Origin of the sequence: Vibrio sp. Isolate22 (assembly GCF_022398115.1) — a bacterium.
Classification (GTDB): domain Bacteria; phylum Pseudomonadota; class Gammaproteobacteria; order Enterobacterales; family Vibrionaceae; genus Vibrio.
The window spans coordinates 100385-114580 of record NZ_JAKEUW010000016.1 but is presented as its reverse complement, the minus strand read 5'-3'; the positions used below and the strand labels follow the sequence as shown (position 1 = coordinate 114580).

At 46.5% G+C, this 14196-nt stretch carries 13 protein-coding genes; 11 read left to right on the top strand and 2 right to left on the bottom strand.

The window, feature by feature from the left end; all coding sequences use genetic code 11:
* Positions 1-236 precede the first annotated feature (236 nt).
* From L1D55_RS11560 to L1D55_RS11550, 3 genes are all read left to right on the top strand, one after another.
* Complete coding sequence (locus L1D55_RS11560; RefSeq protein WP_239917529.1) at positions 237-1652, top strand: SLC13 family permease; 1416 nt, start codon at positions 237-239, stop codon at positions 1650-1652.
* A 550-nt stretch (positions 1653-2202) separates the two neighbouring features.
* Entirely contained in the window at positions 2203-4083 is a 1881-nt protein-coding gene (locus L1D55_RS11555) for a methyl-accepting chemotaxis protein (protein ID WP_239917528.1), read from the top strand.
* A 152-nt stretch (positions 4084-4235) separates the two neighbouring features.
* On the top strand, positions 4236-5123 hold the full coding sequence (locus L1D55_RS11550) for a DMT family transporter (protein ID WP_239917527.1): 888 nt from the start codon (positions 4236-4238) through the stop codon (positions 5121-5123).
* Positions 5124-5159: 36 nt separating this feature from the next.
* Here the strand turns inward: L1D55_RS11550 and epmA are convergent, their stop codons facing one another.
* Positions 5160-6131, bottom strand: a complete 972-nt coding sequence (gene epmA / locus L1D55_RS11545; protein WP_239917526.1) for an elongation factor P--(R)-beta-lysine ligase — start codon at positions 6129-6131, stop codon at positions 5160-5162.
* Positions 6132-6582: 451 nt separating this feature from the next.
* Between epmA and frdA the strand changes: the two genes are divergently transcribed.
* The 5 genes from frdA to L1D55_RS11520 all read left to right on the top strand — a co-directional run bounded on the left by frdA (position 6583) and on the right by L1D55_RS11520 (position 11297).
* Positions 6583-8415 (top strand): fumarate reductase (quinol) flavoprotein subunit, encoded by a 1833-nt coding sequence (frdA, locus tag L1D55_RS11540; RefSeq protein WP_239917525.1) that lies wholly within the window; start codon positions 6583-6585, stop codon positions 8413-8415.
* Positions 8415-9179 (top strand): succinate dehydrogenase/fumarate reductase iron-sulfur subunit, encoded by a 765-nt coding sequence (locus tag L1D55_RS11535; protein WP_239917524.1) that lies wholly within the window; start codon positions 8415-8417, stop codon positions 9177-9179. The genes frdA and L1D55_RS11535 overlap by 1 nt, the downstream gene beginning before the upstream one ends.
* A gap of 1 nt (position 9180) precedes the next feature.
* On the top strand, positions 9181-9564 hold the full coding sequence (frdC, locus tag L1D55_RS11530; RefSeq protein ID WP_128162225.1) for a fumarate reductase subunit FrdC: 384 nt from the start codon (positions 9181-9183) through the stop codon (positions 9562-9564).
* A 12-nt stretch (positions 9565-9576) separates the two neighbouring features.
* Positions 9577-9963 carry a fumarate reductase subunit FrdD gene (gene frdD / locus L1D55_RS11525; RefSeq protein WP_004741337.1) on the top strand — a complete coding sequence of 129 codons (387 nt, stop codon included), beginning with the start codon at positions 9577-9579 and terminating at the stop codon, positions 9961-9963.
* 338 nt (positions 9964-10301) lie between these two features.
* On the top strand, positions 10302-11297 hold the full coding sequence (locus L1D55_RS11520) for a histidine ammonia-lyase (protein ID WP_239917523.1): 996 nt from the start codon (positions 10302-10304) through the stop codon (positions 11295-11297).
* Between the two features lie 105 nt (positions 11298-11402).
* Here L1D55_RS11520 and efp read toward each other — a convergent pair whose 3' ends face one another.
* Positions 11403-11969 carry an elongation factor P gene (efp, locus tag L1D55_RS11515; protein WP_004741343.1) on the bottom strand — a complete coding sequence of 189 codons (567 nt, stop codon included), beginning with the start codon at positions 11967-11969 and terminating at the stop codon, positions 11403-11405.
* A gap of 33 nt (positions 11970-12002) precedes the next feature.
* Between efp and epmB the strand changes: the two genes are divergently transcribed.
* The 3 genes from epmB to L1D55_RS11500 all read left to right on the top strand — a co-directional run bounded on the left by epmB (position 12003) and on the right by L1D55_RS11500 (position 14160).
* Positions 12003-13025 (top strand): EF-P beta-lysylation protein EpmB, encoded by a 1023-nt coding sequence (epmB, locus tag L1D55_RS11510; RefSeq protein ID WP_239917522.1) that lies wholly within the window; start codon positions 12003-12005, stop codon positions 13023-13025.
* A gap of 13 nt (positions 13026-13038) precedes the next feature.
* Positions 13039-13566 (top strand): prepilin-type N-terminal cleavage/methylation domain-containing protein, encoded by a 528-nt coding sequence (locus L1D55_RS11505; RefSeq protein ID WP_239917521.1) that lies wholly within the window; start codon positions 13039-13041, stop codon positions 13564-13566.
* Positions 13567-13671: 105 nt separating this feature from the next.
* Entirely contained in the window at positions 13672-14160 is a 489-nt protein-coding gene (locus L1D55_RS11500; protein ID WP_004741346.1) for an MgtC/SapB family protein, read from the top strand.
* Positions 14161-14196: the final 36 nt, after the last annotated feature.

The following is a 14196-nucleotide window of genomic DNA, read 5'->3' as shown; positions in this document are numbered from 1 at the left end:
GCGCGTTATTTGAATGAATAACGCGCCTTTTTATTAACCAGCTCTCTAACCTTCCAATCCCCCTAAGCCCTGACCTAAAAGAGCAATGCATAAATCAGCGCTATAAAAGATTGACCAAAAACAAAACAGTTGCCGAAACCTTAAACAACTTTTTGATTTTCCAACCCGTCTCCAAGTACCAAGAATCCAGATAACTTACTCTATTTGAAGATATTTTATTCATAGGGTCTTTGTACATGCCTAAACTCAATGTTGGCGTTCTGGTCAAGCTGTTGATTTGTTTTGCGATTCCCTTGGGCGTGTTATTCATGCCAATAGATTCAATACCTATCGATGACCTGACGCTGATTCAACACCGCCTGCTAGCGATATTTCTACTTGCTGCCCTGCTTTGGGTACTTGAACCCGTTCCAGTTTTCGCCACCTCGATATTGATCATTGCACTTGAACTGGTGATGATTTCCGACAAAGGTCTGCACTTATTTAAAAACCCACCAGCGGGACACGATCTCGGTGAGTTGATTAAATATACCGACATATTCGGTGCATTTTCATCACCAATCATCATTCTATTCATGGGTGGCTTTGCGCTCGCAATCTCGGCATCTAAGTACGAACTCGATAACAACCTAGCTCGAGTGCTACTGAAGCCATTCGGTACAGAACCGCGCTTCATCATGCTTGGCTTAATGCTGATCACCGCCGTGTTCTCAATGTTTATGTCAAATACCGCAACCACGGTCATGATGTTAGCTCTGCTCGGTCCTATTGTAGCTTCGGCACCCAAAGGCGATATGGGGATCAAAGCACTCGTATTGTGTATTCCGATTGCCGCTAATACTGGTGGTATCGCAACACCAATCGGTACGCCTCCCAATGCCATCGCACTGCAATACCTAACTGGTGAAAACACCATAGATTTTCTCAGTTGGATGATGATGGGCTTACCCTTTGTGATCATCCAGCTCACCATTGCTTGGTTCCTTCTTCAGAAAATCTTCCCTTCCACGCAGAAAAATATGGTGCTTAAACTCGAGGGACAATTCAGAAAGAGCTGGCGAGCGATTGTGGTTTACGTCACCTTTGCCGCCACCATCTTGTTGTGGATGACCACCAAGCTGCATGGCATGAACACCTATGTAGTCTCTATCATTCCACTGGCGGTCTTCACCTTGACGGGCATCATGGGCAAAGAAGAGCTGAAACTGATCAACTGGGATGTGTTGTGGCTAGTCGCCGGTGGTATTGCGATTGGTATCGGCTTAGATAAAACAGGCTTAGCGTCTGCATTGGCACATGCGATTGACTATGAGTCGCTGTCCCCTGCAGCTGTAGTCATCACGCTATCTATCGTGTGTTGGTTAATGGCGAACTTCATGTCGAACACCGCGACGGCCAACTTGCTGATGCCAATAGCCGCGGCAATTGGCGCTTCTATGGAGAGCTTAGCAACAATTGGTGGCTTACAAGGCTTGCTGGTTGTGGTCGCCTTCTCTGCATCACTCGGCATGATTCTTCCCGTATCAACGCCACCTAATTCACTGGCTTACTCAACCGGGCTTATCGAAAGCAAAGACATGGCGAAAATGGGGATCATCCTGGGTATTGTCGGCTTGCTCTTGGTCTACCTCGCCCTGTTTATCATCACCTAGTAAACGTTCAACGATCACTTCTATTACGGACTAAGGCGCTAAATGTAAATTTAGCGCCTATTCGCTCTGTATCATGAAAACAAGCAGTTGATTTTTAAATCAATAAGTAACTGTGACTTTACTTCACTGTTTTGCAAAAAGCAGAGTAAATATATTTATAATTTATGATTTTAAACACATTCATTCTGCCTAAGACAACGGCACTATACGCTTATTAAAGACACATCAATTCATTATTAAGTACGTCAACGTCATTAGGGCGTATTGACCTTTCGAGCTGATTTTTGCAGCGAATTGCTGGGTGTTTCTACAAGGCAGAGGCTTTGATGTGTAGCTAGCCTACATGAGAAGCCGATAACACAGTAGAAATGACCAGCAAACGCTGCCCGGAGGGTTCGGCTAAAAGCGTTTTACTCGTTGTTGAGGGAGATTTGCTTAGGGTGCTAGGCTACTTCTCCCTCGCCGCGATTAAAACGCTTTTATCTCGAACAAAATTTAATCACGCAAGGTCAACACGCCCTAGTTTTGTCTGATCAGAGAGGAATGGACCTTGAGACATACTATTAAATTTAAAATTCAGGTCGCCATTGCGATCATTATCGCTGTCGTGAGTGGCACCCAAGCCTGGATATCGGTTACCCAGCTCACCCAAGAGACTGAAGTCGCGATCAACCAAGAAATGAAGAATGTAAGTGTAGGAACAACCAACTACATTGCCGATTGGCTTTCGACTCGCAGTGACATGATGCTGGCCAATGAGCCAACCATTTCAAGCAACAGTAATTCAGACCGTGAGTTATTGATCACCAAACAAGCCGGACAATTCCTATCGGTTTATGCGGGTTTTAGTGACGGTACGATCGCTTATGGTGATAAAACGGAAAGTTGGCCAGCAGACTACGACCCTCGTACCCGCCCTTGGTACAAGGATGCCAACGCCGCATCCGATCTGATCATTACTGAACCGTATCAAGATTTCGATGGCAGTATCGTCATCAGCTTTGCGAAAGCCTTTAGCGGCCAAAAGCAGGGCGTACTGGCTGCGGACTTAACCGTGACGAGCATTATCGATACGGTTCTTAACGTAAAACTGGATAACGATGGCTTCGCCCTCTTAGTAGATGGTAACAACAATATCGTTGCGTACAGCGATGAAGCATTAAGTCAAAAACCACTCACAAGCTTAAACCCAGAGTTGACCGCAAACCGAGTGTCACAACTGATTCAGAACCAAACCATCACCACATTAGCTTGGCCTGGTCAGAGAGATAAGTTGGTTTACATTGCTAACGTGCCGAATACCGATTGGTCTCTGGGTATTATTATCGATAAAGAGCTAGCGTTCTCGGCAGTCACTGATGCGATTCAATTCATCGCACTAACCTCACTTGTTCTGTACATCGTGATTTCAATCGCTAGCACCATGGTCATCAACCGACTGCTTTACCCACTACAAACCTTGTCAGAAGCACTAACCCAACTTGCTCAAGGTCGAGGTGATCTTACTCAACGAATCGATATCACCCGCATGGATGAGATAGGTAAGCTTGCTGAGCTAGTGAACCAATTCTTAAGTCAAATGCAGAGCATGCTGAAAGGCGTCGTTGAGCATAGCCACGATTTAAACAACCACGCTGAAAAAGCCAATCAACTGGCAACGCAATCCTCAATTCGAGTAGAGAATCAACAAAACGATATCAACCAGATTGCGACTGCAATTCATGAGATGTCAGCAACTGCCGCCGAAGTGGCAAGCCATGCAGAATTGACCGCATCCGCTTCTCAAGCCTCTGCAACCGCTTGTAATGACGGCCAAGAAGTAATTCAACAAAACCGCGATGCCATCACTCGCCTTGCGATCCAAGTGGAAGACGCGGCCAATGTAATCCGAGAGCTGGAAAACAACGCGCAAAGCATCAACCAGATCTTATCCACCATTCAAGGCATTGCAGAGCAAACCAACCTCTTGGCATTGAATGCTGCCATTGAAGCGGCACGTGCTGGAGAGCAAGGCCGTGGGTTTGCGGTTGTCGCCGATGAAGTTCGAGTGCTAAGTCAAAGAACACATGGCTCAACGGAAGAAATCCGTGTAATGATTGATACCCTACAAAAGAACACTGAACATGCGGTTGATAGCATGACCACCAGCACTCAACTGGCAGAAAACAGTGTTGGCTTTGCAGAACAAGCGCACGACAGCTTGTCTAAAATCACGCAAGCCATCAGTGAAATCAACGATATGGCACTACAGATAGCCAGCGCAGCCGAAGAGCAACGAGCAGTAAGCGAAGACATCAGCCGCAATACACAAGGGATCAAAGATGCCTCTGACGATCTAGCTCAACAAGCTGAAAGCAGCCGAAATAGCTCAAATGAGATGAGTAGCGCAGCAGAGTCGATGCGTCGAGATGTGGAGCGCTTTAAGGTATAAAGCCTCGCGACTCAAGCAAGCGAAATGGATAACTGGAGCAAACCTATCACTGAAGGGCAAAGCGGTGCATTTATTAAGAATCGCTTTGTTCTCAGTTCGGTTTGATGCATATTGATGAGCTAATTTATCCCAGACACAAGGACTGTTAATCGATGGGGTTCGAATGGTTGGCTCTCGCCGCTGCTTTTCTTTGGGCTATCGCAAGCCTAATGTCCGTAAAGCCTGCTCAACACTTAGGTTCTTTTGCCTATAGCCGCTGGCGCATGGGTTGTACTGCGGTCATCTTATCAAGCATGGCTTGGTTTACTGGTGGCTGGTCAACTGTCGAAACAGACCTAGTCACGCCGATGATGCTGTCTGGTCTAATTGGTATCTTCATTGGTGATACCGCCTTATTTGCTTGTTTAAACCGAATGGGCCCACGTCAAGCTGGCTTGCTGTTCTCTTGTCACGCCGTATTCTCTGCTATTCTCGGTTACTTCCTGTTTAGCGAAAGCATGACCTCTAGCGAGCTTATTGGCTCGGCATTGGTGTTTAGTGGTGTATTAACTGCGATCTTCTTTGGGCGTCGAGGCCAAGCAAACAACCAGCTTGAAGCCATCAAGGGCACCGTTTGGATTGGTGTCGCTCTCGGAATCACAGCGGCCATCTGCCAAGCATTAGGTGGAATCATCGCTAAACCTGTGATGCAAACTAGCATCGACCCAGTAGCCGCTTCTGCTATTCGAATGATCACCGCCTTTGTCGCCCATTCCGCATTTCGTTTAACGGGCGCCAAGCTTTCACGCGCACTGAATCCGATGAATGGTCAAATATTCGCGATTACCGCAGTGAATGGCTTTTTAGCGATGGCCGTAGGAATGACGCTGATCTTGTATGCACTACAGGAAGGGAATGTCGGTATGATTGCTCTACTCTCTTCAACCACACCTATCATGTTGCTGCCCATTCTATGGTTCTACACCAAGCAGAGACCAAACGCCTATGCTTGGATCGGTGCCATTGTTGCTGTAGTCGGCACTGGTATTCTGGTCAGCTAGTCGATCTGCTCGCTAACTTCTACTAGCTAACTAACATTAAGAACGTGGGAATGGAAAAGCGGTCACGTCGTCGATATGGTCGTAACCTAAAGCCAGCATGATTAGCCTATCGATACCCAATGCAACACCCGCACAGTCTGGTAGGCCCGCTTTTAGCGCCTCAATCAAATGATGGTCAATCGGCTGAGGCGACAAGCCCATCTCGATACGCTTGGCATTATCATCTTCAAAGCGTTTAAGCTGTTCTTGTGGCTTATCTAACTCATGGAAACCGTTGGCTAGCTCAATGCCTTTGAAGTACACCTCAAAACGGTCAGCCACTCGCGGATCGTTCGGGTTAATCTTGGCTAGTGCCGCCTGTGAAGCTGGGAAATCATAAACAAATGCGGGCACTGTCTGGCCAATCTTTTCTTCGACACCCACGCTGAATAGCAATTGCAGTAAAGTATCGCGGTCCTCTTCCGGATCGGCAATATCACTTAATCCAAGCTTGGCTGCCGCTTGTTTTAGGGTATCCATCGAATCCTCAAGCGGGCACACGCCCAGCACGTCGATGAAGGCTTGTTGATAAGTCATGCGCTCAGCTTCGCCTGATTTTAGGATTTGCTGTAATAGCAGGTCCATTTCATCCATCAGGTTATGATGATCAAAACCGACACGGTACCACTCCAGCATGGTGAATTCAGGGTTGTGGTAACGGCCGTTCTCTTCATTACGAAACGACTTACAAATTTGGTAAATACAGCCACTTCCAGCTGCCAGCAAACGTTTCATATGAAATTCAGGGCTTGTCATAAAGAACAGAGGCTGGCCTTGCGCGTAACCTGGGCCAACGAATTCGGTTTTGAAGGTATGTAAATGCACATCAGTCGCCGTAGCGTGACTCATAGCTGGCGTATCGACCTCCATCACGTCTCGCTCTGCAAAAAACTGGCGGATTTGACTAAGGATATCAGCACGTTGCTTTAACTGCTTAATGGTTGCGGCAGGTTGCCATGAAGAGTGCATTACTAAGTTCCATATCACTGTATTCTAGGCGACGAAAATTATCACTTTTCGCTGCTTTTGTAAGCTTCTATCTTTGCTTTAATTAAACCGTCGTGTTGTTTAGATGAAGCCATAAAATCACGTTCTACAATACAATTATTAATATTCAACCCCACCCAACATTGATAACAAAAATCATACTCAACAAGCCGTTAACACAAGCCCTGTGGACGAATCGTTATCAATAATTGATTGCCGTGATTGCAGTCACATAACCTATAATTTTTATGCCTCCATATGCATTACCGGAGCAAAAACCTAAATACATCAATTTTTCAAACACCCTCCTCTCTTACACTGAACCTACCACTTAAGGCTTAGAGGTGATAATCGGTTGATGCCGTTTACTGCGCTCTAAATAGGCTTTTTATAATAACAAGCGGAATACTCCGCATCACATTGGAGAATAACTGTGAAGACAATTACCACAGATATCGCAGTCATCGGCGCAGGCGGCGCTGGTCTTCGTACAGCTATTGCAGCAGCTGAAGCTAATCCTGATTTGGAAGTAGCACTGATTTCTAAAGTTTACCCAATGCGTTCGCACACGGTAGCAGCAGAAGGCGGTTCAGCAGCGGTAATTAAAGACGAAGATAGCCTAGACAACCACTTCAACGATACTGTTGGCGGTGGCGACTGGCTATGTGAACAGGATGTTGTTGAATACTTTGTTGAAAACGCGACTCGCGAAATGATCCAAATGGAACAATGGGGCTGCCCATGGAGTCGCAAAGAAAACGGTGAAGTAAACGTACGCCGATTCGGCGGTATGAAGGTAGAAAGAACGTGGTTCGCAGCCGATAAAACTGGCTTCCACATGCTTCATACTCTGTTCCAGACTTCGATGAAGTACGACCAAATCAAACGATTTGATGAGTACTTTGTGGTGGATTTGATCGTTGAAGAAGGTGAAGTACAAGGCCTTATCGCGATTCATATGTCTGAAGGTGAGCTTGTTACCATCAAAGCAAAATCGGTTGTTCTAGCAACAGGTGGCGCAGGTCGTGTTTACCACTGTAATACTAACGGCGGCATCGTAACTGGCGACGGCATGGCAATGGCTTATCGCCACGGTGTGCCACTGCGTGACATGGAGTTCGTTCAATACCACCCAACCGGCCTACCGGGCACGGGCATCTTGATGACCGAAGGTTGTCGTGGTGAAGGCGGTATCATCGTCAACAAAAACGGCTACCGTTACCTACAAGATTACGGCATGGGCCCTGAAACACCAGTGGGCGAGCCGAAAAACAAATACATGGAACTGGGTCCTCGTGACAAAGTTTCTCAAGCATTCTGGCACGAGCAGCAGAAAGGCAACACCATCAAGCACCCTCTTGGCGATGTAGTACACCTTGACCTTCGCCACCTTGGTGAAGAGTATCTGCAAGAGCGTCTACCGTTCATCTGTGAGCTAGCAAAAGCGTACGTGAACGTTGACCCAGCAAAAGAGCCAATCCCAATTCGTCCTACCGTTCACTACACCATGGGTGGTATCGAAACTAACGGTACTTGTGAAACTCGCATCAAAGGCCTATTCGCGGTGGGCGAATGTGCGTCGGTTGGCCTACACGGTGCAAACCGCCTAGGTTCTAACTCTCTGGCTGAGTTCGTAGTATTTGGCCGCGTTGCCGGTGAACACGCTGTGAAACGCGCAGCAGAGTTCAAAGGCTGGAATGAAGAGTCGATCGCTAAGCAAGTAAAAGCGGTTGAAGATCGCATCGCAACGCTGATGAACCAAGAAGGTGACGAAAACTGGGCTGATATCCGTACCGAAATGGGTCACACCATGGAAGCGGGTTGTGGTATCTACCGTCAAGAAGACTTGATGCAAGAGACCATCAACAAGATCACTGAACTGAAAGCGCGCTACAAGAAGATCAGCATCAAAGACAAAGGCAAGGTGTTCAACACTGACCTACTTTACGCTATCGAAGTGGGCTACGGCCTAGAAGTCGCAGAAGCGATGGTTCACTCAGCAATCCTGCGTAAAGAGTCTCGCGGTGCACACCAACGTCTAGACGACAACTGCACAGAGCGTGATGACGTGAACTTCCTAAAACACTCTCTATCTTTCTTCAATGAAGATGCAGCACCAACCATCGATTACAGCGACGTTAAGATCACCAAGTCCCAGCCAAAAGCACGTCTGTACGGTGAAGCAGCAGAGAAAGCCGCGGCCGCTGAAAAAGCTGCAGCAGCGAATGTCGCTCAAGATGAGAACCGTGAAGAGGAGAAAGCGTAATGTCAGCGAATCGTATCCAAAAAGTAGACATTCTGCGCTACGACCCAGAGAAAGATGCAGAACCTTACATGCAGACTTTCGAAGTCCCATTCGATGAAACCATGTCGGTACTCGACGCGATTGGCTACATCAAAGACCACCAAGACAAAGACCTTTCATACCGTTGGTCTTGTCGTATGGCGATCTGTGGTTCTTGCGGCATCATGGTTGATGGCGTGCCTAAGCTAGCGTGTAAGAGCTTCTTACGTGACTACCCGAACGGCCTGACTATCGAGCCATTAGCTAACTTCCCAATCGAAAAAGATTTGATTGTCGACATGACGCCGTTCATCGAGCGCCTTGAAGCTATCAAGCCTTACATCATTGGTAACGACCGTAAGCCGGAAGACGGTACTAACCTACAAACACCAGAGCAAATGGCGAAATACAAACAGTTCGCTGGTTGTATCAACTGTGGGCTTTGCTATGCAGCGTGTCCTCAATTCGGTCTAAACCCAGAGTTCATTGGCCCTGCGGCACTGACTCTTGCTCACCGTTACAACCTAGATAGCCGTGACAACGGTAAAGATGAGCGCATGAAGCTTATCAACGGTGAAAACGGCGCTTGGGGCTGTACGTTTGTTGGTTACTGTTCAGAAGTATGTCCAAAGAAAGTAGACCCAGCAGCGGCGGTTAACCAAGGTAAAGTTGAGTCTTCAATGGACTTCGTTATCTCGATGTTCAAACCTGACGGCTCTCAACTCAAAACTGCAGAGGAGGCATAAGATGAGCAATCGTAAGCCTTATGTTCGTGAGATGAAGAGAACGTGGTGGAGCAACCATCCGTTCTACCGCTTCTACATGCTACGTGAAGCAACCGTACTGCCTTTGATTCTGTTCACTGTATTCCTAACCTTTGGTTTGGGTGCACTAGTGAAAGGCCCTGAGGCATGGGCTAGTTGGTTGAGCTTTATGGCTAACCCTATCATTGTCGGTATTAATATCGTGGCTCTGTTAGGCAGCTTAATGCACGCTCAAACCTTCTTCAGCATGATGCCTCAAGTGATGCCAATCCGCCTGAAAGGTAAATTGGTTGATAAAAGAATCATCGTACTGACTCAGTGGGCAGCGGTAGCTTTTATTTCTTTAATCGTTCTTGTTGTGGTGTAAGGAGCTTTCGTTATGAACACAAACTACAAAGTTAAGCCTGTGAACCACAACCCTCAACGCTCTGATGAGCCAATCTGGTGGGGTCTATTCGGCGCTGGCGGTACTTGGTTTGCGATGATCACGCCAATCACGATTCTAGTGTTAGGTATCTTAGTGCCAATGGGCATCATCGATGCAGAAGCAATGAGCTACGAGCGTGTCTCTGAATTTGCCACCAGCATTATCGGGGCACTATTCATCATCGGTACGCTAGCACTACCAATGTGGCACGCTATGCACCGTCTTCACCACGGCATGCACGACCTGAAATTCCACGTCGGCGTTGCTGGCAAAGTGGGCTGCTACTTCTTTGCAGGCCTCATCAGCGCGCTATCTGTTATCTTCATCTTTATGATTTAAGAGTTAAGAGCAGATTCGGGATTCGAGTAATCGAGATGCGAAAAGCTTAAGAGCAGAAAAGCGAAAGCAGAGCTAGGTTATCCAGCTCTGCTTTTTTTGTTTTTCGTATCTCGCACCTCGTTTACGCGCACCTGCCCTTTCCGCTCTTCGTATCTCGCATCTCGTATACGCGCATCTACCCTTACAATTTCACCGATAGCGATGAATAGAAGTGCGCGAACCCACTCCTTACATAGGCTTACTCTGACTTACATTTCTTCATTTCACTAAATGATACCGTTGCGACAAATAATAAAAACAAATCACTTAACACCCATTTGATTAAATTAGTGAATATTATGAAACCTATCTTTTTAGCATTACTTACCCTGGCCGTGGCGGGTTGTAATGGCTCATCTAGCGGCAACTCTTCGACTTCTACATCATCAGCGAAACCGAAGTCACTAGTCACCGTTTATTCATCTGTAGATAACTGCTCAACAGCAGCAGATGTACCAAACTGTAGCTTCGAGAAAGGCATTTACGTATTAAAAGCGAATTCAACCGTAACGGATGAACAGCACCAGCGTGTAATAAGCCAAGTAAAGAACTTCACGACATGGGCAAGTGAAGACGTTCAAAAGCAGTTGAACAAGAAAAGCCTGATCATTGGGGTCATGGAGACAGAACCTGATGGATCTACAGCTGCTGACCAGTTTGTTATTGCACTGAGCCAAGCGAAACAAATCGTAGATGGTGTTGAGTTGGTGTATACCGCTCTTGGCGGAAAAGATGAGACAAAAAAGTCGACGACATACCAAAAGCTGATGCAGCTTTTCGATTACTACGTTGATGATAACCAAAACAACCTGTTAGGTTCTGACTTGAGTGACGCATACGACACATTCAGAGTGGTACTTACTGTTCAAGATGGTCTGGCAACTGTCGCTGGTATGGAATCGCTGCACTTTAACGAATGTAACTACGGAAATGGCCAACTGACAGCTCAGCGAGCACTGGGGACACCAATCCCGTGTACTGAGGGTGGTAAAACAACCGATGATGACGGAAATGACATTTCCAATGGTAAGATTGACCCTATACATGAAGATACCAATGTAAACCTGAACCCAGGTTCACTGCTTGGTTTGATTTACGAGTACAAAGTATCTCCAAAGCTGAGTGAAGGTGGCGGTGAACTGATCGGTTCAAAAGGCACTAAGTTCAAAATCGCTGGCGAGATCGGTTCTGGTAATTTAGATAGTGACCCGGCCTCTGTATTTGTCTCTTGGGCGAACCCTGCATTCATGCCGTTGAACAACTACCTAGAGACACACTTCTTTGCCAATAAGTAATTGGCTGATTGGTTGACTGTCGTTCAACAGATACAAAAAAGGTCGCTCATAAGCGACCTTTTTCATTTCATTGAACCACCTTAAATCAAGGTGAGCACAATCAAATTACTTTACACGACCAACGTATTCGCCAGTACGAGTATCTACTCTTACAACTTCACCGATAGCGATGAATAGAGGTACGCGAACTACCGCGCCAGTTGCTAGAGTTGCAGGCTTACCACCAGTACCCTGTGTGTCGCCTTTTAGGCCAGGATCTGTATCAGTTACTTCGATCTCAACAAAGTTTGGTGGAGTTACTGTGATAGGGTTATCATTCCACAACGTTAGAGTACATACGTCGTTTTCAACTAGCCATTTAGCTGTATCGCCAACTGCTTTTACTTCAGCTGCGATTTGCTCGAATGTCTCGTTGTTCATGAAGTGGTAGAATTCGCCATCGCTGTATAGGTAGCCTAGTTCAACGTCTACAACGTCAGCTAGTTCTACTGTATCGCCAGACTTAAATGTCTTCTCTAACACTTTGCCTGACAGCAGTTTACGAAGTTTTACACGGTTAAACGCTTGGCCTTTACCCGGCTTAACGTATTCATTTTCGATAATTGAGCAAGGCTCGTTATCCATCATGAATTTTAAACCGCCTTTGAATTCATTGGTGCTTACTGACGCCATGATTTCCTCTTACACATCTTTGAGTTGATTTCAATGCCGCATATCATAACCCGAAAAGTCGAATCTGTTGAGCAAAACTGGCTCAAACAACTATCGAATGCGATCTCAGACCCGACAAAACTCCTTGAAGCATTGGAAATAGACCCAACACCATGGCAAGCAGGCTTTGCCGCACGCAACCTATTTGCGTTGCGAGTACCGTTAAGCTTTGTCGAGCGAATGGCAAAAGGCAACCCACATGACCCGCTATTACGTCAGGTTTTGCCATTGAGCGAAGAGTTCGAAGTTCATGAGGGCTACTCGGCCGATCCATTAGAGGAGCAAGACAACGCGATCCCGGGGCTACTACACAAATACAAAAATCGTGCATTGATGATTGTGAAAGGTGGCTGTGCGGTTAACTGCCGTTACTGCTTTCGACGCCACTTCCCTTATCAAGACAACAAGGGCTCAAAGTCAGTGTGGCAAACCTGCCTCGACTATATAACTCAACACTCTGAGATTAACGAGGTTATCCTTTCGGGTGGCGACCCACTGATGGCCAAAGACAGCGAAATCGAGTGGCTGATTCACGCTATCGAACAAATTCCACATGTAAAAACCGTTCGTATACATAGCCGTTTGCCAGTTGTTATCCCAGCTCGTATTACTGACGAACTGTGCCAAATCTTATCTAAGACTCGTCTAAATGTAGTGATGGTGAGCCATATTAATCACGCCAATGAAATCAATGCAGAGCTCAAACAAGCCTTCCTTAAATTAAAGCTTATTGGCGCGACTCTGCTTAACCAGGGCGTGATGCTAAAAGGCGTGAACGACAGCGCAGACGCATTAAAAGTACTCAGTGAAAAGCTCTTCAACGCTGGCATTCTACCGTATTATATGCACGTACTAGATAAGGTTCAGGGCGCTGCTCACTTCTATATCTCGGATGAAGAGGCGAAGCAGCACTTTAAGGGATTAATATCTGAGGTTTCGGGCTACCTAGTACCCAAGTTAACCCGCGAGATCGGTGGCCGCAGCAGCAAGACACCACTCGACCTACACATTGAATAGAGAAGTCGTATCAATGAAACACAATGCTTCTGTTATGCCACCAGCTTTAGCTAGCCGCGCAAAAGGCTTTACTATCATTGAACTGGTTGTGGTGATCGTGATTCTGGGCATTGTTTCTGTAACGGCGGCTTCCAAGTTTCTCAACCTTCAAACCGATGCACGTATCTCGACATTAAATGGCCTCAAGGGCGGAATGGAAGGCGCAAGTGCTATGCTTTATGGTAAGACATCAGCATTAGGCTTAGATAAAGCAGCGAGTGCGTCAGTGAATGTTGAGGGCGACGATATATTAGTAGCGTATGGCTACCCTGCAGCGATGAATGATCAAACTTGGTCACTGCTTATCGAATCCACATTTTTAGATGCAGTTTGGGACACTGGTAGGGCTGACTGGTTCTTTACCAATACAGATGCGGATGATGGCATCATTTTGTACGCACCTTCTAGCCGAAAAAATCAGTCTGATAACTGCTACCTTGAGTATCAAGAAGCGACTGAGACCACAACACCTGTCTTCACCTTAACAACAGACGGCTGCTAGACTTTAAGTCATCTTTATCAATCGTTAAGACAAAAAGTTTTTGTTCGATCGTCCGGTCTATTATTAGCATACTCGGCTCTATTCTAAATTTTTAGGAGGGGTGATATGTCACAATTTATAGAACAAACTTTAAACCTTGCCCCCTTTAGCTGGGCAGGATTAGCAGTGTGTATGCTATGTGGCTCGTTAATCGGTATCGAGCGACAAACGCGCGGCAAACCAGTAGGTATCAGAACCTCGATTCTGATCATCAGCGGTACCTATTTCTTCCTTACCATGGCAATTAGCCTATCTCCAAACACACTCGATCAGGCTCGTGTCCTTGGTCAAATCATTACTGGTGTTGGCTTTCTGGGTGCGGGTGTGATGATGACACTCGACGGCAAAATTCATGGTGTGACTTCAGCTGCGATTATTTGGGTATTGGCGGCACTTGGGATGATGATAGCGCTCGGTCATCTTTCACAATCGGTTATTATCACGCTATTAGCGTTAGCGATCTTGCTTGGTGTCGATAAGGTAGAAAACAGCTTCCAGAGCCTACGTCGTGGTGTTCACCAAAAGTGGATGAGAAAAGGCCGCGTGAAGAAATAGCACAGCACTTGATAACCTTAGCAGTCGTACTATAGA

Coding starts and splice junctions, on each gene's coding strand:
- L1D55_RS11560 (WP_239917529.1), top strand. CDS start 237: ATGCCTAAACTCAATGTTGGCGTTCTGGTCAAGCTGTTGATTTGTTTT.
- L1D55_RS11550 (WP_239917527.1), top strand. CDS start 4,236: ATGGGGTTCGAATGGTTGGCTCTCGCCGCTGCTTTTCTTTGGGCTATC.
- epmA (WP_239917526.1), bottom strand. CDS start 6,131: ATGCACTCTTCATGGCAACCTGCCGCAACCATTAAGCAGTTAAAGCAA.
- L1D55_RS11535 (WP_239917524.1), top strand. CDS start 8,415: ATGTCAGCGAATCGTATCCAAAAAGTAGACATTCTGCGCTACGACCCA.
- frdC (WP_128162225.1), top strand. CDS start 9,181: ATGAGCAATCGTAAGCCTTATGTTCGTGAGATGAAGAGAACGTGGTGG.
- frdD (WP_004741337.1), top strand. CDS start 9,577: ATGAACACAAACTACAAAGTTAAGCCTGTGAACCACAACCCTCAACGC.
- L1D55_RS11520 (WP_239917523.1), top strand. CDS start 10,302: ATGAAACCTATCTTTTTAGCATTACTTACCCTGGCCGTGGCGGGTTGT.
- efp (WP_004741343.1), bottom strand. CDS start 11,969: ATGGCGTCAGTAAGCACCAATGAATTCAAAGGCGGTTTAAAATTCATG.
- epmB (WP_239917522.1), top strand. CDS start 12,003: ATGCCGCATATCATAACCCGAAAAGTCGAATCTGTTGAGCAAAACTGG.
- L1D55_RS11505 (WP_239917521.1), top strand. CDS start 13,039: ATGAAACACAATGCTTCTGTTATGCCACCAGCTTTAGCTAGCCGCGCA.
- L1D55_RS11500 (WP_004741346.1), top strand. CDS start 13,672: ATGTCACAATTTATAGAACAAACTTTAAACCTTGCCCCCTTTAGCTGG.